This window comes from Haloechinothrix aidingensis (assembly GCF_013450155.1).
GTDB classification, from domain to species: Bacteria; Actinomycetota; Actinomycetes; order Mycobacteriales; family Pseudonocardiaceae; genus Haloechinothrix; species Haloechinothrix aidingensis.
The window spans coordinates 484,917-510,222 of record NZ_JACCKD010000002.1; the positions used below are offsets into that span (position 1 = coordinate 484,917).

Annotated in this window: 17 protein-coding genes; 6 read left to right on the top strand and 11 right to left on the bottom strand. The window is 67.6% G+C overall.

The window, feature by feature from the left end; all coding sequences use genetic code 11:
- Window positions 1-9: 9 nt before the first annotated feature.
- The 7 genes from H0B56_RS06820 to H0B56_RS06850 form a co-directional block, all read right to left on the bottom strand.
- Window positions 10-453 carry a DUF4282 domain-containing protein gene (locus H0B56_RS06820; protein WP_180892068.1) on the bottom strand — a complete coding sequence of 148 codons (444 nt, stop codon included), beginning with the start codon at window positions 451-453 and terminating at the stop codon, window positions 10-12.
- 169 nt (window positions 454-622) lie between these two features.
- Window positions 623-2,092, bottom strand: coding sequence for an adenosylhomocysteinase (gene ahcY, locus H0B56_RS06825; protein ID WP_180892069.1), 1,470 nt, complete (start codon window positions 2,090-2,092; stop codon window positions 623-625).
- Between the two features lie 33 nt (window positions 2,093-2,125).
- A complete protein-coding gene (metH, locus tag H0B56_RS06830) occupies window positions 2,126-5,674 on the bottom strand; it encodes a methionine synthase (protein WP_180892070.1) in 3,549 nt (1,182 codons plus the stop codon).
- Between the two features lie 68 nt (window positions 5,675-5,742).
- The gene (locus tag H0B56_RS06835; protein ID WP_180892071.1) at window positions 5,743-6,720 is read right to left on the bottom strand and encodes a carbohydrate kinase family protein; all 978 of its coding nucleotides are present in this window, start codon (window positions 6,718-6,720) and stop codon (window positions 5,743-5,745) included.
- 286 nt (window positions 6,721-7,006) lie between these two features.
- Window positions 7,007-8,209 carry a methionine adenosyltransferase gene (gene metK, locus H0B56_RS06840; protein ID WP_281373605.1) on the bottom strand — a complete coding sequence of 401 codons (1,203 nt, stop codon included), beginning with the start codon at window positions 8,207-8,209 and terminating at the stop codon, window positions 7,007-7,009.
- Between the two features lie 277 nt (window positions 8,210-8,486).
- A complete protein-coding gene (locus tag H0B56_RS06845; protein ID WP_180892073.1) occupies window positions 8,487-10,208 on the bottom strand; it encodes a glycine/sarcosine N-methyltransferase in 1,722 nt (573 codons plus the stop codon).
- A gap of 688 nt (window positions 10,209-10,896) precedes the next feature.
- Window positions 10,897-11,937, bottom strand: coding sequence for an AraC family transcriptional regulator (locus H0B56_RS06850; RefSeq protein WP_180892074.1), 1,041 nt, complete (start codon window positions 11,935-11,937; stop codon window positions 10,897-10,899).
- A gap of 174 nt (window positions 11,938-12,111) precedes the next feature.
- Here H0B56_RS06850 and H0B56_RS06855 point away from each other — a divergent pair, with 174 nt between their 5' ends.
- Window positions 12,112-13,578 carry a flavin-containing monooxygenase gene (locus H0B56_RS06855; protein WP_180892075.1) on the top strand — a complete coding sequence of 489 codons (1,467 nt, stop codon included), beginning with the start codon at window positions 12,112-12,114 and terminating at the stop codon, window positions 13,576-13,578.
- 10 nt (window positions 13,579-13,588) lie between these two features.
- Here the strand turns inward: H0B56_RS06855 and H0B56_RS06860 are convergent, their stop codons facing one another.
- On the bottom strand, window positions 13,589-15,181 hold the full coding sequence (locus tag H0B56_RS06860; protein WP_343063785.1) for a peptide chain release factor 3: 1,593 nt from the start codon (window positions 15,179-15,181) through the stop codon (window positions 13,589-13,591).
- Between the two features lie 475 nt (window positions 15,182-15,656).
- Between H0B56_RS06860 and H0B56_RS06865 the strand changes: the two genes are divergently transcribed.
- Window positions 15,657-17,018, top strand: a complete 1,362-nt coding sequence (locus H0B56_RS06865; protein ID WP_180892385.1) for a WS/DGAT/MGAT family O-acyltransferase — start codon at window positions 15,657-15,659, stop codon at window positions 17,016-17,018.
- 232 nt (window positions 17,019-17,250) lie between these two features.
- The gene (locus H0B56_RS06870) at window positions 17,251-18,204 is read left to right on the top strand and encodes an alpha/beta hydrolase (RefSeq protein WP_180892076.1); all 954 of its coding nucleotides are present in this window, start codon (window positions 17,251-17,253) and stop codon (window positions 18,202-18,204) included.
- 75 nt (window positions 18,205-18,279) lie between these two features.
- Here H0B56_RS06870 and H0B56_RS06875 read toward each other — a convergent pair whose 3' ends face one another.
- Both H0B56_RS06875 and H0B56_RS06880 read right to left on the bottom strand, forming a co-directional pair.
- Window positions 18,280-19,692: an amidase gene (locus H0B56_RS06875; RefSeq protein WP_180892077.1), complete on the bottom strand. Its 1,413-nt coding sequence runs from the start codon at window positions 19,690-19,692 to the stop codon at window positions 18,280-18,282.
- A gap of 70 nt (window positions 19,693-19,762) precedes the next feature.
- Window positions 19,763-20,689 carry a D-2-hydroxyacid dehydrogenase gene (locus tag H0B56_RS06880; protein WP_180892386.1) on the bottom strand — a complete coding sequence of 309 codons (927 nt, stop codon included), beginning with the start codon at window positions 20,687-20,689 and terminating at the stop codon, window positions 19,763-19,765.
- Window positions 20,690-21,128: 439 nt separating this feature from the next.
- On the opposite strand from H0B56_RS06880, the gene H0B56_RS06885 reads away from it, so the two are divergent.
- The 3 genes from H0B56_RS06885 to H0B56_RS06895 all read left to right on the top strand — a co-directional run bounded on the left by H0B56_RS06885 (window position 21,129) and on the right by H0B56_RS06895 (window position 23,666).
- Complete coding sequence (locus H0B56_RS06885) at window positions 21,129-21,893, top strand: maleate cis-trans isomerase family protein (protein ID WP_180892078.1); 765 nt, start codon at window positions 21,129-21,131, stop codon at window positions 21,891-21,893.
- Window positions 21,894-22,222: 329 nt separating this feature from the next.
- Window positions 22,223-22,963, top strand: coding sequence for a maleate cis-trans isomerase family protein (locus tag H0B56_RS06890; protein WP_180892079.1), 741 nt, complete (start codon window positions 22,223-22,225; stop codon window positions 22,961-22,963).
- The gene (locus H0B56_RS06895; protein WP_180892080.1) at window positions 22,953-23,666 is read left to right on the top strand and encodes a GntR family transcriptional regulator; all 714 of its coding nucleotides are present in this window, start codon (window positions 22,953-22,955) and stop codon (window positions 23,664-23,666) included. Before H0B56_RS06890 ends, H0B56_RS06895 begins: the two co-directional genes overlap by 11 nt.
- Window positions 23,667-23,726: 60 nt before the next feature.
- Here H0B56_RS06895 and H0B56_RS06900 read toward each other — a convergent pair whose 3' ends face one another.
- The gene (locus H0B56_RS06900) at window positions 23,727-25,205 is read right to left on the bottom strand and encodes an NAD-dependent succinate-semialdehyde dehydrogenase (RefSeq protein ID WP_180892081.1); all 1,479 of its coding nucleotides are present in this window, start codon (window positions 25,203-25,205) and stop codon (window positions 23,727-23,729) included.
- Window positions 25,206-25,306 lie beyond the last annotated feature (101 nt).

Below are 25,306 nucleotides of genomic sequence, written 5' to 3' on the forward strand. Positions count from 1 at the left end.
TGGCCGCGCTCAGTACGAGCCGGGTGGACCTTGCGATGGGGGCGGTCCCTGCTGGCCCGGCCCCTGCTGTCCGGGTGGCGGCCCCTGCGGCGGCGGCCCGCCGGGTGGGGGTCCCTGACCGGGCGGCGGGCCGTAACCGGGCGGCGGACCGTAGCCGGGCGGGGGCCCCTGCGGCCCGGACTGCATGCGCACCAGCTCGCCGGTGTTCTGCGCTGTGTAGATCGTCGCCAGCAGCGACTCGATGGCGATACGGATCAGGACCAGGTACAGCAGCGCACCGAGCGGCCCCAGGATCACGAGCATCAGCAGGCCGAAGACCACGTCGGCGGTGAACGCGCCGATCACGGCTCCGATGTAGCCGAGGGCGATCGCGATCATCGCCAGGATGTACACGATCTTCGCGATCGCCGGCGCGACGAACCTGCTGAAGCTGAAGTCGAACAAAGCTCCCATGTCAGCATTCCCTTGAATTGAAGTGACAATCCGGAACCATGAACCTACCGACCCGACCGTGACCACCGGTGGCGCGACATGCGACGAGCAGGCAGCTGATGCGAGCCGAAGGGCCCCGTGCATACCTGTGCGGTACGCACGGGGCCCTTCGGCTCGTTGCGAGAGGTGATCAGTAGCGGTAGTGCTCGGGCTTGTACGGGCCCTCGACATCCACGCCGATGTACTCGGCCTGGTCCTTGGTCAGCTTGGTGAGTTCACCGCCGAGTGCCTCGACGTGCACCTTGGCGACCTTCTCGTCGAGCGCCTTCGGCAGCATGTAGACCTCGTTGTCGTACTCCTCGTTCTTGCCGTACAGCTCGATCTGCGCGATCACCTGGTTGGAGAAGCTGTTCGACATCACGAACGACGGGTGGCCGGTGGCGTTACCGAGGTTGAGCAGCCTGCCCTCACTCAGCACCAGGATGGAGTGGCCGTCGGGGAAGATGAACTCGTCAACCTGCGGCTTGATGTTGACGTGCTTGACTTCCTTGCTGCGCTCGAGCGCGATCATCTCGATCTCGTTGTCGAAGTGACCGACGTTGCCCACGATCGCCTGGTGCTTCATGCGCTTCATGTGCTCGAAGGTGACGACGTCCTTGTTACCGGTCGTGGTGATCACGACGTCGGCCTTCTCGATCACGTTGTCCAGCACGGCCACCTCGTAGCCGTCCATCTGGGCCTGCAGCGCGTTGATCGGGTCGATCTCGGTGACGATGACCCGGGCGCCCTGGCCGACCAGCGAGTCAGCCGAGCCCTTGCCCACGTCACCGTAACCGCAGACCACGGCCACCTTGCCGCCCATCATCACGTCGGTGGCGCGGTTGATGCCGTCGATCAGCGAGTGGCGGATGCCGTACTTGTTGTCGAACTTGGACTTGGTGACCGAGTCGTTGACGTTGATCGCCGGGAACAGCAGCTCGCCCTGCGCGGCCAGCTGGTACAGGCGGTTCACGCCGGTCGTGGTCTCCTCGGTCACACCGAGGATGGACTCACCGATCTTGGTCCACTTGCTGGCGTCGGCGGCCAGCGAGGCACGCAGCCTGCCCAGCACGACCTTGTACTCGTCCGGGTCGTCCTCCTCGCCCGGGGGAACAACGCCGGCCTTCTCGAACTCGGTGCCCTTGTGCACCAGCAGCGTGGCGTCGCCACCGTCGTCGAGAATCATGTTGGCCGGCTCGTTCGGCCAGGTCAGGATCTGCTCGGTGCACCACCAGTACTCTTCCAGCGACTCGCCCTTCCAGGCGAAGATCGGCACACCCTGCGGCTTCTCCGGCGTCCCGTACGGACCCACCACCGCGGCGGCCGCGGCGTGGTCCTGCGTGGAGAAGATGTTGCAGGACGCCCAGCGCACCTCGGCACCGAGGTCGGTAAGGGTCTCGATCAGCACGGCCGTCTGCGTGGTCATGTGCAGCGAGCCGGCGATCCGCGCGCCCTTGAGCGGCTTGACGTCCGCGTACTCCCGCCGCAGCGCCATCAGCCCCGGCATCTCGTGCTCGGCCAGACGGATCTCCTTGCGGCCGTACTCGGCCAGCTCGAGATCGGCAACAGCGAAGTCGATGCCGTTGCGCGTCTGCAGCTTGTCCGTCGTTTCCAAGGTCATATTCTCTACTTCCCCTTGTCGTGTAACGCGAAATCAGGTGTTGAAGTACTTCGCTTCGAGGTGATGGGCAACGATGGCGTCCGTCGACTGCTCGGGATGGAGCTGGAACTCCTCCGAGAGCTTCACGCCGATACGTTCCGGTTCAAGCAAATCGACTATCTTCTTGCGATCCTCCAAATCAGGGCACGCGCCGTAGCCGAGCGAGAAGCGGGCACCGCGGTACCCGAGCTTGAAGAACTCCTGGATGTCCTCCGGGTCCTCGGCCGCGACGGCCTTGCCGGACTCCCACTGCAGCTCCTCGCGAATGCGGCGGTGCCAGTACTCGGCCAGCGCCTCGGTCAGCTGAACACTCAGCCCGTGCACCTCGAGGTAGTCACGGTAGGCGTTCTTCTCGAACAACTCGTTGGCGTAGTCGGCGATCGGTTCACCCATGGTGACCAGTTGGAACGGCAGCACGTCCACCGCGCCACGCTCCTGCGCGACCTCCCGGCCGCGGTAGAAGTCCGCAAGGCACAGCCTGCGGTCCTTCTGCTGCCGAGGGAAGGTGAAACGGCACCGCTCGGCGGCATCCGGCTTCGCCTCCTCCAGCACGATCAGGTCGTTGCCCTCGGAGACGCACGGGAAGTAGCCGTACACCACAGCCGCGTGGGCGAGGATGCCCTTCGTGGTGAGTTCGTCCATCCACGACCGCAGCCGGGGACGCCCCTCGGACTCCACGAGCTCCTCGTAAGACGGACCTTCCTTGCCCTTGGTGCCGCGCAGGCCCCACTGCCCGAAGAACGTCGCGCGCTCGTCGAGCATCTTGGCGTAATCCGCGACCGGCACGCCCTTGATGAGCTTGGAGCCCCAGAACGGCGCGGTCGGCACCGGAAGGTCCGCGGCGACATCCGACCTGGTGGTGTCGTACAGGTCCGGTACCTCACCGGCCTCGGCCTTGCGCTTCTCGGCGATACGCAGGGACCGCTCCCTGCGGGCCTTGCGCTCCTCGCGCTTGGCCTGCTCCTGCTCGTCGGTCTCGAGAACTTCACCCTTCTTGCGGGCCATGACGGTATCCATCAGCCGCAGACCCTCGAAGGCATCCTTGGCGTAGTGGACCTCGCCCTGGTAGACCTCGTCGAGGTCGTTCTCCACATAGGTGCGGGTCAACGCGGCCCCACCGAGCATCACCGGATACTTCTCCGCGACCCCCCTGGCGTTCATCTCCTGCAGGTCGTCCTTCATGATCACAGTGGACTTCACCAGCAGCCCGGACAGTCCGATGGCGTCGACCTCGTGCTTCTCCGCCTCTTCCAGGATGGTGTTGATCGGCTGCTTGATGCCGATGTTGACCACGTCGTAGCCGTTGTTCGAGACGATGATGTCGACGAGATTCTTCCCGATGTCGTGCACATCGCCCTTGACCGTGGCCAGCAGCAGCTTGCCCTTGCCACCGGAGTCGTCCTTCTCCATGTACGGCTCCAGATGGGCAACGGCGGTCTTCATCACCTCGGCCGACTGGAGCACGAACGGCAGCTGCATCTGCCCGGAACCGAACAGGTCACCGACGACCTTCATCCCGGCCAGCAGGTTCTGGTTGACGATCTCGAGCGGCTTCTTCTCCTCCATCGCCGCCATGAGGTCGTCCTCGAGCCCATTGACCTCACCGTCGACGATGCGCTTTTCCAAACGCTCGAACAGCGGCAGCTTGGCCAGCTCCTCGGCACGCGATTCGCTCGTCGACGATGCCGTCTTGCCCTCGAACAGACCCATCAGCTTCTGCAGTGGGTCGTAATCCTCGCTGCGCCGGTCATAGACGAGATCGAGCGCGACCTGCTTGGCCTCGTCGTCGATCTTGTTCATCGGCAGGATCTTCGACGAGTTCACGATCGCGGACTTCAGCCCTGCCTCACGGCACTCGTTGAGGAACACCGAGTTCAGGACCTGCCGCGCAGCGGGGTTGAGGCCGAACGAGACGTTCGAGAGCCCGAGCGTGGTCTGCACGTCCGGGTGGCGCTGGGACAGCTGCCGGATCGCCTCGATCGTCTCGATCCCGTCCTTGCGGACCTCTTCCTGCCCCGTCGTGATCGGGAAGACCAGGAGGTCGATGATGACCGCGGACTTGTCGAGACCCCAGTTGGTGGTCGCGTCCTCGATGGCCCGCTCGGCGACCCGAAGCTTCCAGTCAGCCGTACGCGCCTGCCCGTCCTCGTCGATGCAGGTGAACACCACCGTGGCACCGTGCTCACGGATCATCCGCATGACCCGGTCGTAACGCCCGCCGGGCTCGGTGCCGTCCTCGTAGTTCACCGAGTTCACCGCACACCGGCCGCCGAAGTGCTCCAGCCCGACCTCGATCACGTCGGGCTCGGTGGAGTCGACCATGACAGGCAGGGTGGATCCCGTGGCAAGCCGCGAGGCCAGCTCCCGCATGTCGTGGGTACCGTCCCGGCCGACGTAGTCGACGCAGAGATCGAGCATATGCGCACCCTCACGGGTCTGCCCCTTGGCGATCTCCACGCAGTCGGAGTAGCGCTCCTCCAGCATCGCCTCCCGGAAGGCCTTCGAACCGTTGGCGTTGGTGCGCTCACCCACGTTGAGGATCGAGGCTTCCTGATCGAACGGGATCGCCTGGTAGACCGACGACACCGAAGGAACGATCTCCGGAGTGCGCCGGGGAACCGGCAGTGCGGACACCGCGTTCGACACCGCGGTGACGTGTTCGCCCGTGGTGCCGCAGCAGCCACCGACAAGGCGCGCGCCGAACTCGGTGACGAAGCCGGCAAGGGCCTCGGCGAGCTCGTCAGGCAGGAGCGGGTAAACGGCACCGTTCGGTCCGAGCTCGGGCAGCCCCGCGTTCGGCATCACCGAGATCGGCACGGTCGCGTGGTCGGCGAGCACCCGCATGTGCTCGCTCATCTCGGCGGGGCCGGTGGCGCAGTTCATGCCGATCATGTCGATGCCGAGCGGTTCGAGCGCGACAAGCGCGGCCCCGATCTCGGAACCGACCAGCATCGTGCCGGTCTGCTCCACCGTCACCTGCGCGATGATCGGCAGCTTTACGCCTGCCTGCTCCATGGCCCGCTTGGCGGCGACGATCGCGGCCTTCGTCTGCAGCAGGTCCTGCGAGGTCTCCACGAGTACGACGTCGATGCCGCCGTCGATGAGCCCGAGTACGCTCTCCTCGTAGGCGTCCCGCAGGTCGGCATACGGTGCGTGTCCCAGAGTGGGCAGCTTCGTGCCCGGTCCCATGGAACCGAGCACGAAACGCGGCTTGTCCGGGGTGGAGTACTCGTCCGCGCACTCCCGCGCCAGGGCCGCGCCCTTCTGGGCGAGCTCGCGGATCCGGTCGGTGATGTCGTACTCGGCGAAGTTGGCCAGGTTCGTACCGAAGGTGTTCGACTCGATCGCGTCCGAACCCGCCTCGAGGAAGCCGCGGTGGACCGCGCGAACGACGTCCGGACGCGTATCGTTCAGGACCTCGTTGCAACCTTCGAGTTGATCGAAGTCGTCCAGCGACAGGTCGTGAGCTTGGAGTGCCGTCCCCATTCCGCCGTCTGCGACGAGCACACGGCGCTCGAGTTCGGTCAGGAACGAGCTATCCACTGGACTACCTACCTCCTGTAAACAGTGTGCGTGAGGTGACGAGGTTTACCTCGTCGCGCTTACCGGGCTCAGACACGGAGCTTCGACTCGATCTCTGCGGCCGCGTCGCCGCCGTAGGCCCGCGCGACGCGGTCCGAGAAGGTGGACCGGTCCAGGGCGTACTCTTGCGTGCCGACCGTTTCCAGCACGAACGACGCCAGCGTGCTGCCGGCCTGGGCGGCGCGTTCCATCGGCAGCTTCACGCTCAGCCCCCACAGGAACCCGGAGCGGAACGCGTCACCGACGCCGGTCGGTTCGACTTCCTTGACGTCCGGCACCGCCGCGACCTTCACCGGGTCGTGCTGGCGGCTCTCGATGACGATGCCGTCCGCACCGTGCGTCATGACCCAGGAGCCGACCCGGTCCAGGACCTCGTCGTGCGACCAGCCGGTGCTCTGCTTGAGCAGCGCCGTCTCGTACTCGTTGGTGAACAGGTACGAGGCACCGTCCACCAGCTTGCGGACCGCGTCGCCGTCCATCCTGGCCAGCTGCTGCGAGGGGTCCGCTGCGAACGCGTAACCGTTGGCGCGGCACTCCTCGGTGTGCTTGACCATGGCGTCCGGGTCGTTGGGCGCGACGATGACCAGGTCCAGCCCGCCGGAACGCTCCGCGATCGGGGCCAGCTCGATGTTGCTCGCCTCACCCATCGCCCCAGCATAGAACGATGCGATCTGGTTCTGGGTCTCGTCAGTCGTGCACAGGAACCGCGCGGTGTGCTTGTTCGGCGAGACGTACACCGACTTGGTGTCCACCCCGTGCCGCTCCAGCCACGCGCGGTACTCCTCGAAGTCGGCACCGACCGCGCCGACGAGTACCGGGGACATCCCCAGGGCGCCGAGCCCGAAGGCGATGTTGGCCGCGACCCCGCCCTTGCGGATCTCGAGTTCGTCCACCAGGAACGACAGGGAAACGTTGGCGAGCTGGTCGGCGACGAACTGGTCGGCGAACTTACCGGGGAACGCCATCAAATGGTCGGTCGCGATTGAGCCGGTGACGGCAATGCGCATCGCTTATACCACCTTGTGTCTTGTTCACGAGTCGAGTCGTGTCGTGTTCACGAGTCGGGTCGTTCACGACGCCGGGGGACAACCGGCGTTGCGGGTTCGCCTCCGGGGCCCGCCGGTCCAGCAGCCGCCCCCACCCGCGGGTGGCCGGCGCCAGCTGGATCGTGAACAACTCTCCTCGCTTGTGAAGTCAGGCGAATCGATCGCGGGTGCCGCCGGCACCCGCAGTCTCCCTACCGCGGACCGGCGGGGCCCTTGATCACATGTCAAGGGCCCCGCCGACCGAAGATCAGGAGTTCGCGATGTCCTTCAGCGCCGCAGCGCGGTCGGTGCGCTCCCAGGGCAGGTCCACGTCGTTACGGCCGAAGTGGCCGTACGCCGCGGTCGGCCCGTAGATGGGACGCAGCAGGTCGAGCTCCTTGACGATGGCCGCGGGCCGCAGGTCGAAGACCTCCGTGATGGCCTTCTGGATCTTGGCGGGGTCCACCTTCTCCGTGCCGAAGGTCTCCACGAACAGGCCAACGGGAGCGGCCTTACCGATAGCGTACGCCACCTGGATCTCGGCGCGCTCCGCAAGACCGGCGGCGACCACGTTCTTGGCCACCCAGCGCATCGCGTAGGTCGCGGAACGGTCCACCTTTGACGGGTCCTTGCCGGAGAAGGCGCCACCACCGTGACGGGCCATGCCGCCGTAGGTGTCGACGATGATCTTCCGGCCGGTCAGACCGCAGTCACCCATCGGACCGCCGACCACGAAGCGGCCGGTCGGGTTGATCAGGATGTTCGGCTCGTTGACGTCCAGACCCAGGTTGTCGGCCTCGGCCTTGATGACGTGCTCGGTCAGGTCCGGCGCCAGGGTCTTGTCCAGGTCGATGCCGTCGGCGTGCTGGGTGGAGATGACCACCGTGTCCAGCCGCACCGGCTTCTCACCGTCGTACTCGATGGTGACCTGGGTCTTGCCGTCGGCGCGCAGGTACGGCAGCACACCTTCCTTACGGACCTTGGTCAGCCGCCGGGACAGGCGGTGCGCCAGCGCGATCGGCAGCGGCATCAGCTCAGGGGTGTCGGTGCTGGCGTAGCCGAACATCAGGCCCTGGTCACCGGCACCCTGGCTGTCGATGTCGTCGTCCTTACCGCCCACACGCTTCTCGTGGGCCTCGTCGACACCCTGGGCGATGTCGGGGGACTGGGCGTCCAGCGACACGTTGATGGCACAGGTCGTGGCGTCGAAGCCCTTGTCCGACGTGTCGTAACCCACGTCCAGGATCTTGTTCCGGACGACCTCCGGAAGCTCCACCTGCGCCTGCGTCGTGACCTCACCCGCAAGGTGCACCTGGCCGGTGGTGATCATCGTCTCGACAGCGACCCGGCTGTTCGGGTCCTGCTCGAGGAAGGCGTCCAGGATGCTGTCGCTGATCCCGTCAGCCATCTTGTCAGGGTGACCTTCAGTTACCGACTCGCTGGTGAACAGCCTGCGGTTGGTTGCACTCAACTTCTCGTCCTCACCTCGGTGTGTCTTCGTCGCGCGGGAGCCGTTCACCGCAACGGGCCAACGACTGCCTCCGCGCATCTTCCTCATGAGCCAGGGGCCCGCCTGCGGGGTCGACGCGTCGATCCCGCAGGCGAACCACCCTCGGTGTCTGTCTCGGTGGTCGCGCCGTCCACTGCCGGCACCCGCTCTCGCGAGGCGCCTGCGACGCTTCCCGCCGCCAGCGAACGACCTTCCCGGTGCGTGGCCGATGACACCATGGGGATGTGACCGCGCGCGCTCAGGAGCGCGCCACGAAGATCCCCCAAGCCAGGTTCCCCGAGTTGCCACCCTCGACCCAGTGACGCAGACCCTGCTTCATCCGGTCGATGTAGGCCTGGCTGACCTGCCCGGCGATATCCGACTCGCGCTTCTCGAGCTGGCTCAGCACGCGACCGTAGTGCGCGGGCAGCTGGGAACTGTGATCCTCGAACGTCACCTCCCTCATACCGAGTCGCTTGAGCTCCCGCTCGTAACGCCCGGGGGAACCCAAACTCTCCAGGTGGAGGCGGTCGAGAATCGGCCGCAGAACGTCCTTGGTCGCTCCGTCCTTGGCCATCGGGTCGGTGAAGATGAACTCGCCTCCCGGCTTGAGAACCCGGTCGACCTCCTGCAACGAGCGCACGCGGTCACCACTGTGCAGGAACGAGTCCTGCGACCAGACCACGTCGAAGCTGTTGTCCTGGTACGGCATGTCCTCGAACGAACCGTCCGTCACCTCGATCAGGTGCGACAGGCCCTGCTCCTCGTTGGCCTTCCGGTTGCGCTCGTTCTCCACCTCACTGAGGTTCAGGCAGGTGACATGGCAGCCGTAGGTCTTGGCCAGGTAGCGCGCCGCACCGCCGTAGCCGGCGCCCGCGTCGAGCACCCGCGTCTTGCTGGTGATGGTGACCTTGCTTGCCATCCGCTCGACCGTGCGGCGGCTGGGCTCCTTGATGTCCGTCTCGTCCGGCTCGTACAGCCCGACGTGGATGTCCTCCCCGCCCCAGATGGCGTAGTAGAAGTTGTCCGCGTCTTCCGAGTTGTAGTAGTCCCGAGCCGTGTGCACTGCCGAGGAATACTTGCTGGCACGCTCGTCTTCCTTCGTGTACGCCTTTTCGGCGATATGCACGAGAAAGTCCGGCTCATCGTCCGCGAAATTCTCCTGAAAGTCCCCGTAAGTGTCGACCTGCTGGAAGCCGACCTCACGCAAAAGCCTCCGCACGTAATCTTGGCGGAGGGGGTACATATTCAGGTGATACTGGCTCTTGTCGGGGAACCGGTAACGGAATCGGGCCAATCCCTCGTCCACGTATTCCGGCTCGGCCGACACGGACTCACCACAATAATAATATGTGTGCTTACTGGAGAATCCGTTGTCCAGAATCGAGTCATAATTGCGGTGATCAACGATCAAGATGCCGTTGGGCTTGAGCACCGAGTAGAACTCGGCGAGCGCCTTGCGGCGGTCACGCTCGGAGAACAGGTGGGTGAACGAGTTACCCAGGCAGATCACCGCGTCGAACTGACCCTGCACGTCCTGGGTGAGCCACCGCCAGTCGGCGTGCACGACCCGCAGGATGTGCCCTCCGTAGGACTGACCGTTCTCGAAGGCCTTGGACAGCATCTCCGCACTGCCGTCGACGCTGACCGTGTCGAACCCCGCCTCGATAAGACGCACCGAATGGAACCCCGTTCCGGTGGCCACGTCGAGGACCGACTCCACACCATGAGACTTCAACAGATCAACGAAGAAGCTGCCTTCACTCTCGTAACGCTTCTTCCAATCGATGAGCTCGTCCCACTTGTCGACGAACCCATCGGTGTACTCATCCGTGTAGTGATCCGATTCCCGAACTTCCAGGGGATCGTCGCCGAACGATTGCGCCGGATGCGCTTCGATGGACTTCTCGATTACCGCGCCGCGGGAACCGTCCTGATCACCTGTCCTGTCGTCACTACGCACCGACCTAGAATCGCTCATTGCACTCCTTCCCGCGATGCGTCCGATACCAAGATCCGCCGTTCCAGAGGTCGCCCAAACCGTATGCGGTCGCGCTACGCCCACGTATACGGGCGGCGCGTTGAGCCGCGGTTCAGCCACTTCACCGGCGACGACTCTGCTCAGCTCGGGCGCATTCCACAATCGCCGAGCCACCAGGGGCGGGATCGTCGTTGATCGCCCTCAGGCCTTCCTCATAGCAACATAGGGCTCTTCGGCCCAGATTTCAATGCGTCGATGGCATGACCCCGAAATTTCACCTTTCGTATATGACCTGCGCCACATTGGAGCGCATGATCGCGCGCCCGTAAGGGGCGGATTCACAGGCGTTTCCGGAGGTAGGAGCGGTCGCGCCGCGCCTTCGACACACCGCAGCACCCGCCCCTGCATCCGAGGGCCCGCTTGACATCCAAGTCACCCATTCAGGGGAGTGATGCATACACAGAGTAGCAAAACGGGGTAACTTGAGTCTCAAATTCGCCCGCAAGATGCAGCAGGCCTGAGGTGGGTCATCTCACCGAGTGCGAGCACGAGGGCGACCGTCGTGACACATCGTGGCGTATCCCACCGCTGCGACAACGGAAACATGACGTTGGATTCATGAGTATTCTTGATCGCCTCAACCGGTAATGCGCGAATGGCGCAACGGTTGCTTTGCCCGCAACGGAATTTACCGCCCGAACTCCCGTTGATATGCCGCGGGCGTCACACCTTTCCATCGTTTGAACGCGTAGACGAAACTGGTGGATTCGGCGTAGCCCAACCTGATCGCCACGTCGGACACCGACAGTGCCCCGGTGCCGAGCATCTCCTCCGCCAGCGCCTCCCGCACCTCGTCGAGCAGCGCCCGGTAGCCGGTGCCCTCCTCGTCCAGCCTGCGCCGCAACGTGCGCTGGCTCATGCCCAGCTCGCGGGCGATCTCGTCGATGCCCATACCCAGCCCGCCGGGCCGGGCCAGCCGGGAGCGCACCTCCTGCGCCGTGCCGGATCGAGCGCGCTTACGGGTGACCAGCTCACGGCACTGCGCCTGGCAGATCGCCATGGTGTGCTCGTTGGCCTGTGGAAGCGGCCGGTCGAGGTAGACGCGGTCGAACGTGGCGGTGTTGGCGGGGGCGCCGAAGCCCGGCGTCACCCCGAAGGCCTCGCGGTAGCGCGCCGCGTGACCCGGGGCCTCCGTACGCAGGGCGAGCGCTCGAAGTGGCAGCGCGGTACCCAGCAGGTCACCGATGACCGTGTGGATAGCGGCGAGATCCCGATCGACAAGGACCTCACGCACGTCCGGTGGCACGCGTTCGTCGTGCAACGACAGCACCAGCTCCTCGTCGGCCACCTCCACCGTGGGGATGCAGAACGCGAAGGACAGGTCGAAGTAGCGCAGCGCGAAGGCGATCGCGTCCCGCAGGGTCGGGCTGGACACGCAGGCGAACCCGAACACACCGAAGGTGCTGGCCCGGTACCTGCGCCCGATCTCGAGGCCCAGCACGTGCCGGTCCTCGAACGAGGCGACCAGGTTGCGGATCACCGCGAGTTCCTGGCGCGCCTCGAGCTGGGCGCCCGGGTCGGCCACCCTGCGGGCGGACAGGCCCGTGCCGCGCAGGACGGTCGCCGCATCGACACCGCGCTCCTCGGCATACCTGGTCATCAGCAACACGCTCGTAGCGCCTCGCGGGAAGGTCCATTCCCGCACCGCAGGTCGCGGCAACTCGTCCATGGCCGTCATTATCGGGTGCCGTGGCGAGCTCGCCACCCGGTGCTCGCGCCGAGCGGGCCGAGGGGCCAGGGTCGTCGAGTGCACCCCGTCCCCGGTATCGCCGTGGCCGGAAATATTGGTACCTGACCGCTGTTCTCTTCGTTTCCGCCGGTACGGCCGCTACCGTTACCGGGTATGAGCACGACGGAACCCGCTACACGCGCCTCGGTCCTGATCATCGGAGCCGGCTTCGGCGGGCTCGCGGCGGCACTGGAGCTCGCGCGAGCAGGCAGGGACGACTTCACGCTGCTCGAGGCCTCCGACTCGATCGGCGGGGTCTGGCGGGAGAACACCTACCCGGGATGCGGCTGCGACGTGCCATCGCCGCTGTACTCGTTCTCGTTCGAACCCAACCCCACGTGGCCGATGCGCTTCTCGCTGCGCGAGGACATCCACGCCTACATGCGCCGGGTGGCGTCCAAGTACGGGATCGACCGCCGTATCCGGTTCAACACCGCGGCCACCGGCGCGGCATACGACGACGAGCGCGGCCTGTGGCGCGTCGAGACGCGTACCGGCGAGGTCTTCGAGGCGACGGTGCTCGTGCCCGCGGTGGGCCAGCTGTCGCGGCCCGCATGGCCGAGCATTCCCGGGCAGGACACCTTCGGCGGAACGGCGTTCCACTCGGCCCGCTGGGACCACGACTGCGAGCTGGACGGTAAGCGGGTCGCCGTCATCGGCACCGGAGCCAGCGCGATCCAGTTCGTGCCCCAGATACAGCCGCAGGCACGGCACCTGACGGTCTTCCAGCGATCCGCGCCGTACATCATCCCCAAACCGGACCGGGTCTACACCGCGCTGCATCACACGCTCTTCCGGCGCCTCCCGTTCCTCCAGGCCGCCGAACGCTTGCTGTGCTGGTCGTTCTTCGAGCTCGTCACCACCGGCCTCATCGGGAACAAGCCCATCGCCTCGATGTTCGGCGCCCTCGCGCGCTGGCACCGGCGCAGGCAGGTGCCAGACCCCGACCTGCTGGCCAAGCTCACGCCGGACTACCCGGTCGGCTGCAAGCGCGGGTTGCTGTCCAACGACTACTACCCGGCGCTGGCCGAGCCCAACGTCACCGTCGAGACCGAGCGCGTATCCGAAATCACCCCGAACGGGGTGCGCACGGCCGACGGCACCGAGCACGCCGCGGACGTGCTGATCTACGGAACCGGCTTCACCGCGACGGACTTCCTCGCCCCGCTGAAGATCACCGGCTCGGGCGGTGCCGAGCTGTCCCAGGTGTGGCAGAACGGGGCGTACGCGTACCTGGGTATGGCCGTCCCGCATTTCCCCAACATGTTCCTGATGTACGGCCCCAACACCAACCTGGGCTCCGGCTCGATCATCTACATGCTCGAGCGGCAGGCCCGCTACATCCGCGAGGCGGTCACCTACCTCGATACCAGCGAGGCCTCCGCGCTCGACGTGCGGGAGGACACGGCTCACCGGTTCGACGCGGAGATGCAGCGGCGGCTCGAACGCTCCGCATGGGCCATGTGCGAGAGCTGGTACCGCGATGCCAACGGGCGGATCGCGACCAACTGGCCCGGGTTGGTCAGCGAGTACGACCGCAGGACGAAACGACTCGACCTGGACGCCTACCGGATCCGGTGACCGGGAGCGGTTACGCCCCGTCCCCGCTGGCGATCAGGTGCTCGACAGCCAGCTCCGGGTGCTGCCGCTGCAGCGCGCCGAGTGCGACGTCGTCGTTGAACAGCGCGAGATCGGTGCCGTCGGTCCGGGTGAGCACCTCGGCTCGCCTGCTCGATTCGATGACGCGGCGCTGCGTGGAGTCGGTGAGGCGGCGGACCGTGCGGTAGGGCAGGTGGTCGAGCTCGACGGAGACACCGAACTCGTCGTCGAGGCGGTGCGCGGCGACCTCGAACTGCATCGGCCCGACGGCCGCGAAGACCGGCGTCGCGTCCCCGCGCCGGTCCGACCGCAGGATCTGCACGACGCCTTCCGACTCGAGCTGGTCGACTCCCTTGCGGAACTGCTTGGCCCTTCCGAGGTCCTTCGGGCGCGCCACAGCGAAGTGGGCAGGGGCGAAGCTCGGCAGACCCGGGAACCGCACTGCGGGCTTGCCCTCGTACAGCGTGTCCCCCACCCGTAGCGCGGTCGCGTTGACCAGGCCGATCACATCACCGGGGTAGGCCTCATCGACGGTGGACCGTTGCTGCCCGAACACCTGCTGGACGTACTTCGTCGCGAACGGCCGCCCGGTCCGCGCGTTGGTCACGTTCATGCCGCGCTCGAACCTGCCCGAGCAGACACGCGCGAAAGCGACCTGGTCGCGGTGCGCGCGGTCCATCCCGGTCTGCACCTTGAACACGAACGCGGAGAATGGCGCATCCAGCTCGCGGGCGCGCTCGTCGACATCCAGCCTCGGTGTCGGTGGCGGGGCCATCTCGACCAGCGCGTCGAGCAGGTGGCGCACGCCGAAGTTGAGCATGGCGGCCCCGAACAGCACCGGCGTCGCCGTCCCGTCCAGGAAGCGCTGGTAGGAGAACTCCCCGCGCTCGGCGAGCATCAGCTCGGACTCCTCGCAGGCCTGCTCCCAGTCGTCCGCGTACCGCTCGCGGGCCTGCTCCGGGGAGAGGTGCTCCTCGGGGGCTGCCGTGGCGCCGCCCGCGGTGCGCTCGTAGCGCACCATCTCGCCGGTGCGCAGGTCCTGCACCCCGTGGAAGTTACCGGCGAAGCCGACCGGCCAGGTCAGCGGCATCGCGGGCAGGTTGATCCGCTCGGACAGCTCCTCGCACAGCTGCAGCGGATCGAGACCGGGACGGTCCCACTTGTTGATGAAGGTCATCACCGGGATGCCCCGGTGCCGGCAGACGTCGAACAGCTTCAGGGTCTGCGGCTCCAGCCCCTTGGCTGCGTCCAGCAGCATGACCGCGGAGTCCACCGCGGCCAGCACCCGGTAGGTGTCCTCGGAGAAGTCCGCGTGCCCCGGGGTGTCCAGCAGGTTGATCACCGTGTCGCCGTAGGCGAACTGCAGCGCGGCCGACGTGATCGAGATGCCGCGCGCCTGTTCCATCTCCAGCCAGTCCGAGGTCACGCCACGCCGGTCGCCCTTGCCGTGCACCGCCCCCGCCGAGGTCAGCACGCGCGCGTGCAGCGCGAGGGCCTCGGTCAGCGTGGACTTACCGGCGTCCGGATGGCTGATGACGGCGAACGTCCTGCGCCGGGCAGCCTCGTTGCCCGCACCATCCGACACCAGACAGCCTCCTCGAGTACGGTTCCTTCGACGACCATTGATCGTGTGCTCGCCGGGAGCGGGCCAGGGCTCTTGCGAGCCCGGAGCCAGCGTCACCGGGGCGGCGTCCCGTACCACGATCCCATACGGGCCCGGTGCGATCCGCCCCTACCGGTGCGTGCGATCCGACGTCGCCAGCACCGCTACCGGTACGGCTGCCGACAGTCCCGCTGCCTACGAACCGGGGCTGCCGCCCGCCCTGCCGCATAACGCAACGCCCAGTGTACGGCACGTTCGGAGCGTTCCCGGCCGTACGGTGGCGACACGGGTCACAACTGTGCGTGGATGTTTGGTGACGATGTGTTGCGGCTCGCAGTTTCCTCGTGTCAACCCGGTTCGTTGAACTACACGGGTGCGTAAACTGTCCCGGTGTTACCTGGATCACTCGGCTACGCACACAGTCCACGTGAGATCAGCGACCGAAGGCGGTAGTGCCATGCAGATGATGCCCGTAACCGACTCGATGTTCCTGCTGATGGAATCGCGCGAGCACCCGATGCACGTGGGTGGGCTCCAGCTGTTCAAGAAGCCGGAAGGTGCCGGGGAGGACTACGTGCACACCATCTACCGGAACCTGATCGACTCGGCCGAGGTGCGCCCGCTGTTCAAGAAACGCCCGGCCGCGCCCGTGAACAGCCTCGGTCAGTGGATGTGGAGCACGGACAACCAGCTCGACCTGGACTACCACGTCCGACGGTCGGCGCTGCCCAACCCCGGCAGGATCCGGGAGCTGCTCGAGCTGACCTCCCGCTGGCACGGCTCGCTGCTCGACAGGCACCGCCCGCTCTGGGAGACGCACTTCGTCGAGGGGCTCTCCGACGGGCGTTTCGCCATCTACACCAAGGTGCACCACGCGGTGCTGGACGGGATCTCCGCGTTGCGGCACATGACGAACACGCTGAGCGAGGACCCCACCGCCCGGGACTGCCCCGCACCCTGGGAGCTGCGTGCCGCACGGCCCAAGTCGGCGGGCCTCAACCCGCTGTCCTTCGCACGCTCTGCCGGACGCGCGCTCGGCGAGTTCGCCGCGTTCCCCCCGACGGCGCTGCGGGCGGCCAACCAGGCGTTCCGGGAGCAACGGCTCACCCTGCCCCTGCAGGCCCCGAAGACGATGCTCAACGTGCCCATCGGCGGCGCGCGGCGGTTCGCGGCACAGTCGTGGCCGCTGGAGTCGTTCCGCAAGATCAAGAAGTCCGCCGGGACCACGCTCAACGACGTGGTACTCGCGATGTGCGCCGGGGCCCTGCGGGACTACCTCATCGAGCAGCGGGCACTGCCGGACGCGCCGCTGACCGCCATGGTGCCTGCCACGCTGCGCACTCCCGCTGCGGCCGAGGAGGGTGGCAACTCGATCGGCGCCATCCTGTGCAACCTCGCCACCAACGAGCCCGACCCGGCCAGGCGTCTGGAGACGATCAAGAACTCGATGGCCGACGGCAAGAAGCTGTTCGAGGGGCTCAGCCCCGTGCAGGTCATGCTGCTGTCGGCGATGAACGTCGCGCCGCTGGGGCTCTCGCCCGTGCCGGGCATGGTGAACTACACGCGCCCGCCGTTCAACCTCGTGATCTCCAACGTCCCCGGCCCGCGCACGACCACCTACTGGAACGGCGCCGAGCTGGACGGGGTCTACCCCGCGTCGCTGCTGATGGACGGCCAGGCGTTGAACATCACGCTCACTACCCGCGTCGACTCCGTCGACTTCGGCATTGTCGGCTGCCGGCAGAGTATTCCGCACCTGCAGCGCATGTTGCTGCACCTGGACACGGCGCTGACGGAGCTGGAGTTCGCCACGCGGTAGCCGCGCAGGCCGCTGTCGTCGCGGAACGCCGCTGATCCTCCCGTTGGAGATACTGCCGGTACTTGTGTAACGTTGTTCGCTAAGCGGGGGCCGAGCACGCGGCCCCCCGAGCGACGTGCCGGAAGGATGCGGTATGCGCGGTATGCACAGCGTTGTGCGGATGCCGGAGGGCGTGTCGAGACGCCGGTGGGACGGGCTCGGGTGCGCGCCCCGGCTGCGGAGCGTGAGCTGAATGGCCATGCACATGACGGGAGAACCTCGCGACGTCAGTCCCCGGTCGCGGGTGCTGTACGCGGCGGCGTGGGCGGCCGGCCGCTCCGTGCTGCGCACGGTGCCGCTGAACGAGCGCAGCATCGCCGCCGCGCAGAAGCTCGACTCGCTCGCCGGGCTCGCCCCCGGCCCGCGTTACGCGCGGTCGGTCCCGCACTCCTTCGGGGAGTTCGACGCCGAGTGGGTACGCAGCGGCGACACCCGCGACGACGGTGCGGTGCTGTACTTCCACGGCGGTGGTTTCTTCTTCTGCGGGCTCAACACACACCGGCGCTGTGCCGCACGGCTGTCGCAGAAGACCGGGCTCGGCGTGTTCTCCGTGGACTACAGGCAGTACCCGGCAACGGACCTCACCGGCTCGGTCACCGACTGCCTGACCGCCTACCGGCACCTGCTCGACGAGGGCATCGGTCCGGACCGCATCGTCTTCGCAGGCGACTCGGCTGGTGGGTACCTGGCCATGGCCACGGCCATGCGCGCCCGCGACACCGGGATGCCGCTGCCAGCAGGCGTGGTGACCCTGTCCGCCCTCTTCGAGGTCGACTCGTCGGCGCGGATGCGCCACGCGAACGCACACAGGGACACCTACGTGCCGACCAAGCACCTACCCGCGCTGTCCGAGCTGTGGTCGGGTAACGGGAACGGCCGCCGCCGCCCGATCTCCCCTGTCGACGAGGACCCGAGCGGCCTGCCGCCCGCGCTGATCATCGCCGCCGAGTCGGAGGTGCTGCGCCTGGACTCCGAGCTGATGGCCCAGCGGCTCACCGACGCAGGCGTTCCCTGCACCCTGCAGCTGTGGCCGGGCCAGGTGCACGCCTTCCCGGTCCTCGGCCACATGCTTCCGGAAAGCAAGGCCGCCCTGACCGAGGTCGCGAGCTTCATCCGCAACACCACCGGAGGTGGGAGCCGAAGGTGACATCGGGTTCCTCTAGGGAACCGAATGTCACCTTCGGCTCCATCCATCCAGGCGCGTCGGCGCCTCGAGAGCGGGCTACCGTCCGGCACGGCTCCCGGACGGCGCAGGCGGGCGCTCGCCCGACCAGGGACAGACCTCCCGTACCAGCCGCGCGACGCCCAGGACGAGGTCGTCGGAGTGCCGGGGGCCGACGATCTGCAGGCCCACCGGCATCCCGTCCGAGGTGAACCCGACCGGCACGCTGATCGCGGGCTGCTGGGTCATGTTGAACGGGTAGGTGAACCGCGTCCACTCCGGCCAGTGCCGGTAGTCGCCGTCCGGTGGGACGTCGTGGCCCGCCTCGAACGGGCGGATCGGCATCGTCGGGGTGATCAGCACGTCGTGCCGGGTATGGAACTCGCCCATATGGATACCGAGCTCGACGCGGGCCTCGTTCGCGCCGAGGTAGTCGAGCGCCGAGTAGGTCAGGCCGCGCTTCCACTGCTCGCGCAGCCCCGGGTCGATCCGGTTCTCCGAGCCCTCTGGGAACTTGCTCAGCCACTTGGCGGCACCGGTGCTCCACAGCACGTCGAACATCTCCCGCGGGTCACCGAACCCCGGGTCGGCCTCGTCCAGGTGCAGCCCGGCCTCGCCGAGGTCACGGACCACACCGTCGACCACGCGCGCGATCTCCGGGTCGACGTCGACGTAGCCGAGCGTCGGCGAGTACGCGGCGTGGATGCCACGGACATCGCGCCGGGTCGCTTCCCGGTACGAGCCGAGCGGCGGCTGCAACGCTGTGGGGTCGCGGTAGTCCGACAGCGCCAGCACATCCAGGAACAGCGCGATGTCCTCCACGGTGAGCGCCATCGGACCGGCGTGCGCGAGCATCCCGAACGGGCTCGCCGGGTACAGCGGGATCCGCCCGTAGGTCGGCTTGAACCCCACGATGCCGCAGAACGAGGCGGGGATGCGGACCGAGCCGCCCGCATCGGTGCCCACCGACAGCGCCCCCATGCCTGCGGCGATCGCGGCGGCCGATCCGCCGCTGGACCCGCCTGCCGTCTTGCCAGGGTCCCAGGGGTTGCGCGTGATGCCGGTCAGCGGGCTGTCCGTCGTGCCTTTCCAGCCCAGTTCCGGAGTGGTCGTCTTGCCGAGCAGCACCAGGCCGTTCTCGCGCATACGTGCCGTCGCCGGGCCGTCGATCTCCCACGGCTGCTGCGGGTCGATGCACCGCGATCCGCGCAGCGTGGGCCATCCCTGGGTGAGGAACATGTCCTTGATCGAGGACGGCACCCCGTCCAGCGTCCCGATGGGATTTCCCTCGTGCCAGCGCTGCTCGGACGCGCGGGCCTGGTCGAGCGCGCTCTCCGCGTCGACGAGGCAGTAGGAGTTGTACGTCCCGTCGTACTGTTCGATCGCCTCGAGGGCGGCCCTGGTCGCCTCCACAGGGGAAAGCTCACCGGTGGAGTACGCGGTGACGAGCTCGCTCGCCGACAGCAGGGTCATCTAGTCACTCCTTCGTGCGCTCCTGTCACCCGGAAACCGATCGAGCCCTCCGCTCGCGCTCCCTCGCCGCTCACACTCGTGAGGTCCCCGTCGGGACGTACCCGAGGTCCTTGTCGACCACGTTGCGCAACGGCTCGCCCGCGGCCCACCGCGTGAAGTTATCAACGAAGATCTCCACCAGCGAGTCGCGCCATCCGACGACATCGCCCGACATGTGCGGGGAGACGAGCACGTGCGGCATCGTCCACAGCGGGCTGTCGGCAGGCAGCGGCTCGTTGTCGAACACGTCCAGCGCAGCACCCCCGAGCTGCCCGGTGTCCAGGGCCTCGATCAGGTCCCCGGTCACGGCGAGCTCGCCACGGCCGACGTTGATGAACCGGGCACCGTTCTTCATCGCCCGGAAGACATGCCTGTCGAACATCCCGCTCGTCTGCTCGGTCAGCGGGGCGATCGCGATCACGTAGTCCGCCGACCCGACGTGCTCGGACAGCTCGTCGGTGGGGTACACCGTGCCGAAATGCGCGTCGTTCGCGCGGTAGCTGCGCCCGGCCCCGCTGACTTCCATACCGGCGGCGCGCAGCGTGGTGGCGATGGCACGACCGATCGGCCCCGTCCCCACGACGAGAGCACGCTTGCCGCCGAGACGCTCGGTCTCCCTGTGCTGCCAGCGCTTCTCGCGTTGCAGATCGTAGCTGCGCATGAGGTCCTTGGCGAACGCGAGGATCACGCCGAGGACGTACTCCGCGATGGGGGTGTCGAACACGCCGCGCGAGTTGGTCAGCACGACATCGCTGGAGCGCAGCTCGGGGAACAGCACGGGGTCCACCCCCGCGCTGGCGATGTGCAGCCACCGCAGCCGGTCGGCCGCGTGCCAGGCGTCCGGAACCGCCGTGGACAGGAAGTCCCATACGAACAGCGCGTCGGCGCCACGCAGGGCGTCGGCGAGCCCGTCCGCGTTCGCGTAGCGAACCTCGGCTTCCTGCTCGACCTTGGCCATCCCGTTCGGACGGTGGTCACCGCACAGCACCGCGACGACGGGTCGCCCGGTGTCGCCGCCGTACCCGGATCCGGACGGTGCCGTCGCCGGGGAACCGTCACGGGGCACGTCAACGTCGGGACGGTGCACTTTCCCTGCCCCCATCCTGTCCTCATCCGTCAGTCGGGCCGCTCGGACCCGACCCTACGTGGCGTGCGCGCGACCGGCGACCGGTGACCGCCGACAGTGCGTTGACACCGTAAGAGCGGATCGTATGATTGTCAACAATCGTGCTCGGCCTGGGCTGGCACGCCGGCCCGGACACGACCGAACCGGGTAGCGACACAGCAGACACCACCGATAATCGGGGAAGGCCCGACCGCCCTGCCGCGACACGTCGGGGCGACCGCCGTGCCGCGTACCGTCCGAACCCTGCCAGCCGTATGTGGGAGCGCCGACCTTGGACCTGTCTTCGCTGGACCTGCCGTTCGAAGGTCCGCTCGCGCAACGCGGCATCGGCGTCATCGCGCCGTTCGACCTGGCGCTGGAACGTGAGCTGTGGCGCTGGATCCCCGTGGAGGTCTCGCTGCACCTCGCGCGCACGCCGTACGAGCCCGTTCCGGTGAGCATGGAGATGGCCGACCTGGTCAGCAACGTGCAGCACGTCGCAGCGGCCACCAGGGATGTGCTGCACGTCGAGCCTGAGGTAGTGGCCTACCTGTGCACCTCGGGCAGCTTCGTCAAGGGTGTCGACGCCGAGCGCGAGCTACGCAAGGTGATCTGCGATGCCGGCGCTCCGGACGCGGTCACGACCTCCGGCGCGCTGGCCGAGGCGCTCCATCATCTCGGTATCGGGCGGGTATCCGTGCTCACGCCGTACGACTCCGACCTGACGGCCAAGCTGCACGAGTTCCTCGCCGAGCTGGATGTTGAGACGGTCTCCAGCGATCACCTGGGGCTGGGCGGCGGCATCTGGCGGGTGAGCTATCGCACGATCGCCGAACACATCATCGCCGCCGACCACCCCGACGCCGAAGCCGTGTTCGTCAGCTGCACCAACCTGCCCACGTTCGACCTGATCGACCCGCTGGAGAACATGCTGGGCAAGCCGGTGCTCACGGCGAACCAACTCACCATGTGGGCGTGCCTGGACCGGATGGGGCTACCGATCGTCGGCCCGGGCAGCTGGCATCACGGAATGCCCGACAGGGCTACCACGGAGTAGGTAAACTGCGCGGGGATTGTCGGCGATCCCTCCGGCCCGGTACGCACAGCAGGCAGGTCACACGCATGCGGCCGGCGGCGCCCATCGGACCGGCCCCAGTGGATCGAACCCAGGGAATCGAACCCAGTGGACCGGCCCCCGTGGAGACCCCCGGTGGCTCGGGCGCGGCTGAACGAAACGACAGCTGAACGGGCCCACTGGCACTATGATGTCGTACTCACCTACCGGGTTATTCACACCAGGAAGGGACGCCGCGGCGAGAGCAGGAGGTGGATGGGCGGGCCCGTCCGCTGGATCATGAATAACCACAGGCGACCCGGAGGCACCCCATGACCACCATCGGGTTCATCTACCCCGACCACGCCGCCGAGGACGACTACCCGCTCGCACAGCGGCTTCTCGGCGACGTGGCCCGGCTGACCGTGGCGCACGTCTACGGAACGGACCTGCACGCCGTGCCCGAGCTGCGCGACCTCGGCAGCCCCGAACGGCTACGCGAGGGAGCGGCCTCGCTCGCCGCGTACGACCCCGATGCGGTCGTGTGGGCCTGCACGAGTGGGAGCTTCGTCTTCGGCCACGACGGCGCCACCGAGCAGGTGGCGGCGCTCACCCGCGACAGCGGCACACCTGCGTCCTCCACGTCGTTCGCCTTCGCGCGAGCCGCACAAGCTCTCGGGTTACGCCGGGTCGCCGTCGCGGCCAGCTACCCGGACGAGGTCGCCGAGATGTTCGTCCAGTTCCTCGCCATCGAGGGCATCGACGCGGTGTCGATGTCGAGCGCCGATATCGACACGGCAGCCGAGGTGGGTCGCCTCGACGACGAACGCGTTGTCGAGATCGCGATGAGCGGCGACCATCCCGATGCCGACGCCGTGCTGATCCCCGACACGGCGATGCGCACGGTCGGCCTGCTCGACACCATCGAGAACGCGCTCGGCAAGCCGGTGCTGACGGCCAACCAGGTCACGGTGTGGGAGGGCCTGCGGATCGCGGGACTGTACCCGCAAGCACCGTCCCTCGGTGCCCTGTTCCGCCAGGTAGCCGGGAGTGAAGCGGACCATGTCTCCTGACATCGAACCCATCACCAGGGAGTCCACCGCGGCGATCATCGCGCGCCAGCTGCGCGAGGCGATCACCAGCGGCGTGCTCGAGCCTGGCAAGCAGCTCGGCGAGGCCGAGCTCGCCGCGCAGTTCCAGGTCTCGAGAGGACCCCTGCGGGAGGCCATGCAACGGCTGGTCTCCGAGGGTCTGCTCCGGAGCGAACGCCACCGCGGTCTCTTCGTCATCGAGCTCGAACCCGCCGACGTCTACGACATCTACGCCACCCGCGCGGCCATCGAGTACGCCGCGGCGGTACGTATCATCCGCAGCCGGGACACCTCGGCGGTGGCCGCCCTCGAGGACGCACTCGCCGAGCTCGAGCAGGCGACCACGCGGGACGACCCACGGGCGGTGTCCGATGCGGACTTCCGCTTCCACGAGGTCCTTGTGCACGAGTCGGGCAGCCGCAGGCTGGTCAGGACGGCGCGCACGCTGTTCATCGAGACCCGTATGTGCCTGGCCGCCCTGCAGCACCACTACCCGGACCCGACGCAGCGGGTCGCCGAACACGCGCGCATCACAGACGCCATCCGCCGCGGCGACGAGCCCGCCGCGCTGTCGGTGATCGAGGCGCACATGGACGACGCGGTCGCCCGCCTCGCGCCGGGGACGAGCCTGCTGTCCGGGTCGGCTCCCACCATCGGCGAAGGCGGGGTGGACATCTCCGGCTGAGGTGCGGGGACATCTGCCGGGACATCGCCGTACCGGCCGCCGGGCAGGCCCGCGAGCCCGCTACGGCTGCTCGCGCAACCCGATCGCCACGTACTTGGTCTCCAGGAACTCGTCGATACCGACCGTGCCGCCCTCGCGCCCGATACCGGAGTGCTTGATGCCGCCGAACGGGGCAGCCGGGTTGGACACGATCCCCTGGTTGAGCCCCACCATGCCGGCCTCGAGCGCCTCGCTGACCCGCAGCGCGCGGTCGAAGTCGCCGGTGTAGAGGTACGAGACGAGGCCGTACGGGGTGTTGTTGGCGCGGCCGAGCACCTCCTGCTCGGTCTCGAAGGTGCTGATCGGGGCGACCGGCCCGAAGATCTCCTCGGAGACGATGCGCGCGTCTGCCGGGATGTCCGTGAGCACGGTCGGCCGGTAGTAGTGACCGGTGCCGTCGATGGTCGAACCTCCGGTGCGCACCACGGCACCACGCTCGACCGCGTCGTCGACCAGCGTGGTGACCTTGTCGACGGCGGCGCTGTCGATCAGCGGACCGATGACCACACCCTCTTCGGTCCCCCGGCCGATCGGCTGGGCCTCCATACGTTCGGCGAACTTGCGGGTGAACTCCTCGGCCACCCCGGACTGCACGTAGAAGCGATTGGCTGCCGTGCAGGCCTCCCCGATGTTGCGCAGCTTGGCCAGCATGGCGCCGTCGACGGCAGCGTCGACGTCGGCGTCGTCGAAGACGATGAACGGGGCGTTGCCACCGAGCTCCATCGAGGTGCGCAGCACCTGGTCGGCACACTGCTCGAGCAGCTTGCGGCCGACGCCGGTGGACCCGGTGAACGACAGCTTGCGTGCCCGGCCGTCCCGGATCATCGGCTCCACAACGCCACCGGAGTCACTGGTGGTCACGACGTTGACGACGCCGTCGGGCAGCCCTGCCTCGGCCAGGATCCCTGCCAGCGCGAGCATCGAGAGCGGGGTCTGAGCCGCGGGCTTGATCACCGACGTGCACCCCGCGGCGATCGCCGGACCGATCTTGCGCGTGCCCATCGCCATCGGGAAGTTCCACGGGGTGATCAGGATGCTGGGGCCGACGGGCTGGCGGGCCACAAGGAACCGCCCCCCGCCCTTCGGGGCGACGGCATAGCCACCGTCGATACGCACCGCCTCCTCGGCGAACCACCGGAAGAAGTCCGCCGCGTAGGCCACCTCTCCCCGCGACTCGGCGAGCGGCTTGCCCATCTCCAGGGTCATCAGCAGCGCCAGCTCGTCGACTCGCTCGCTGATCAGCTCGTACGAGCGGCGCAGGATCTCGCCCCGTTCGCGGGGCGGGTACGCGGCCCAGCTCGGCTGCGCGGCCACCGCAGCGTCCAGCGCGGCGATGCCGTCGGCGGGCGAGGCATCGGCGACCGAGCACAGCTCCCGCTCCGTCGACGGGTCGTACACCGGAAGGCGTTTGCCTTCCGCAGCAGGCCGCCACGCGCCCCCGATGTACAGATCCTTGCCGACTCCGTCCACGACGGCGGTCTCACCTGCTGCGATACTCATCGGTTCACCTCGGGTCCACTCCTCGTCGTCAGTCACCTCTACGGGCCACACTAGGCCGCACACCGGGACGGCGCAGTCGGCTCGCGCCACGGTGCACCCGC

What these genes read in the sequence shown, in the direction of transcription:
- H0B56_RS06875 (WP_180892077.1), bottom strand. Translation starts at nt 19,692, where the DNA reads ATGACCCTGCTGTCGGCGAGCGAGCTCGTCACCGCGTACTCCACCGGT.
- H0B56_RS06855 (WP_180892075.1), top strand. Translation starts at nt 12,112, where the DNA reads ATGAGCACGACGGAACCCGCTACACGCGCCTCGGTCCTGATCATCGGA.
- H0B56_RS06880 (WP_180892386.1), bottom strand. Translation starts at nt 20,689, where the DNA reads ATGGCCAAGGTCGAGCAGGAAGCCGAGGTTCGCTACGCGAACGCGGAC.
- H0B56_RS06900 (WP_180892081.1), bottom strand. Translation starts at nt 25,205, where the DNA reads ATGAGTATCGCAGCAGGTGAGACCGCCGTCGTGGACGGAGTCGGCAAG.
- H0B56_RS06870 (WP_180892076.1), top strand. Translation starts at nt 17,251, where the DNA reads ATGGCCATGCACATGACGGGAGAACCTCGCGACGTCAGTCCCCGGTCG.
- H0B56_RS06895 (WP_180892080.1), top strand. Translation starts at nt 22,953, where the DNA reads ATGTCTCCTGACATCGAACCCATCACCAGGGAGTCCACCGCGGCGATC.
- H0B56_RS06820 (WP_180892068.1), bottom strand. Translation starts at nt 453, where the DNA reads ATGGGAGCTTTGTTCGACTTCAGCTTCAGCAGGTTCGTCGCGCCGGCG.
- H0B56_RS06890 (WP_180892079.1), top strand. Translation starts at nt 22,223, where the DNA reads ATGACCACCATCGGGTTCATCTACCCCGACCACGCCGCCGAGGACGAC.
- H0B56_RS06850 (WP_180892074.1), bottom strand. Translation starts at nt 11,937, where the DNA reads ATGGACGAGTTGCCGCGACCTGCGGTGCGGGAATGGACCTTCCCGCGA.
- H0B56_RS06865 (WP_180892385.1), top strand. Translation starts at nt 15,657, where the DNA reads ATGCAGATGATGCCCGTAACCGACTCGATGTTCCTGCTGATGGAATCG.
- H0B56_RS06835 (WP_180892071.1), bottom strand. Translation starts at nt 6,720, where the DNA reads ATGCGCATTGCCGTCACCGGCTCAATCGCGACCGACCATTTGATGGCG.
- H0B56_RS06845 (WP_180892073.1), bottom strand. Translation starts at nt 10,208, where the DNA reads ATGAGCGATTCTAGGTCGGTGCGTAGTGACGACAGGACAGGTGATCAG.
- ahcY (WP_180892069.1), bottom strand. Translation starts at nt 2,092, where the DNA reads ATGACCTTGGAAACGACGGACAAGCTGCAGACGCGCAACGGCATCGAC.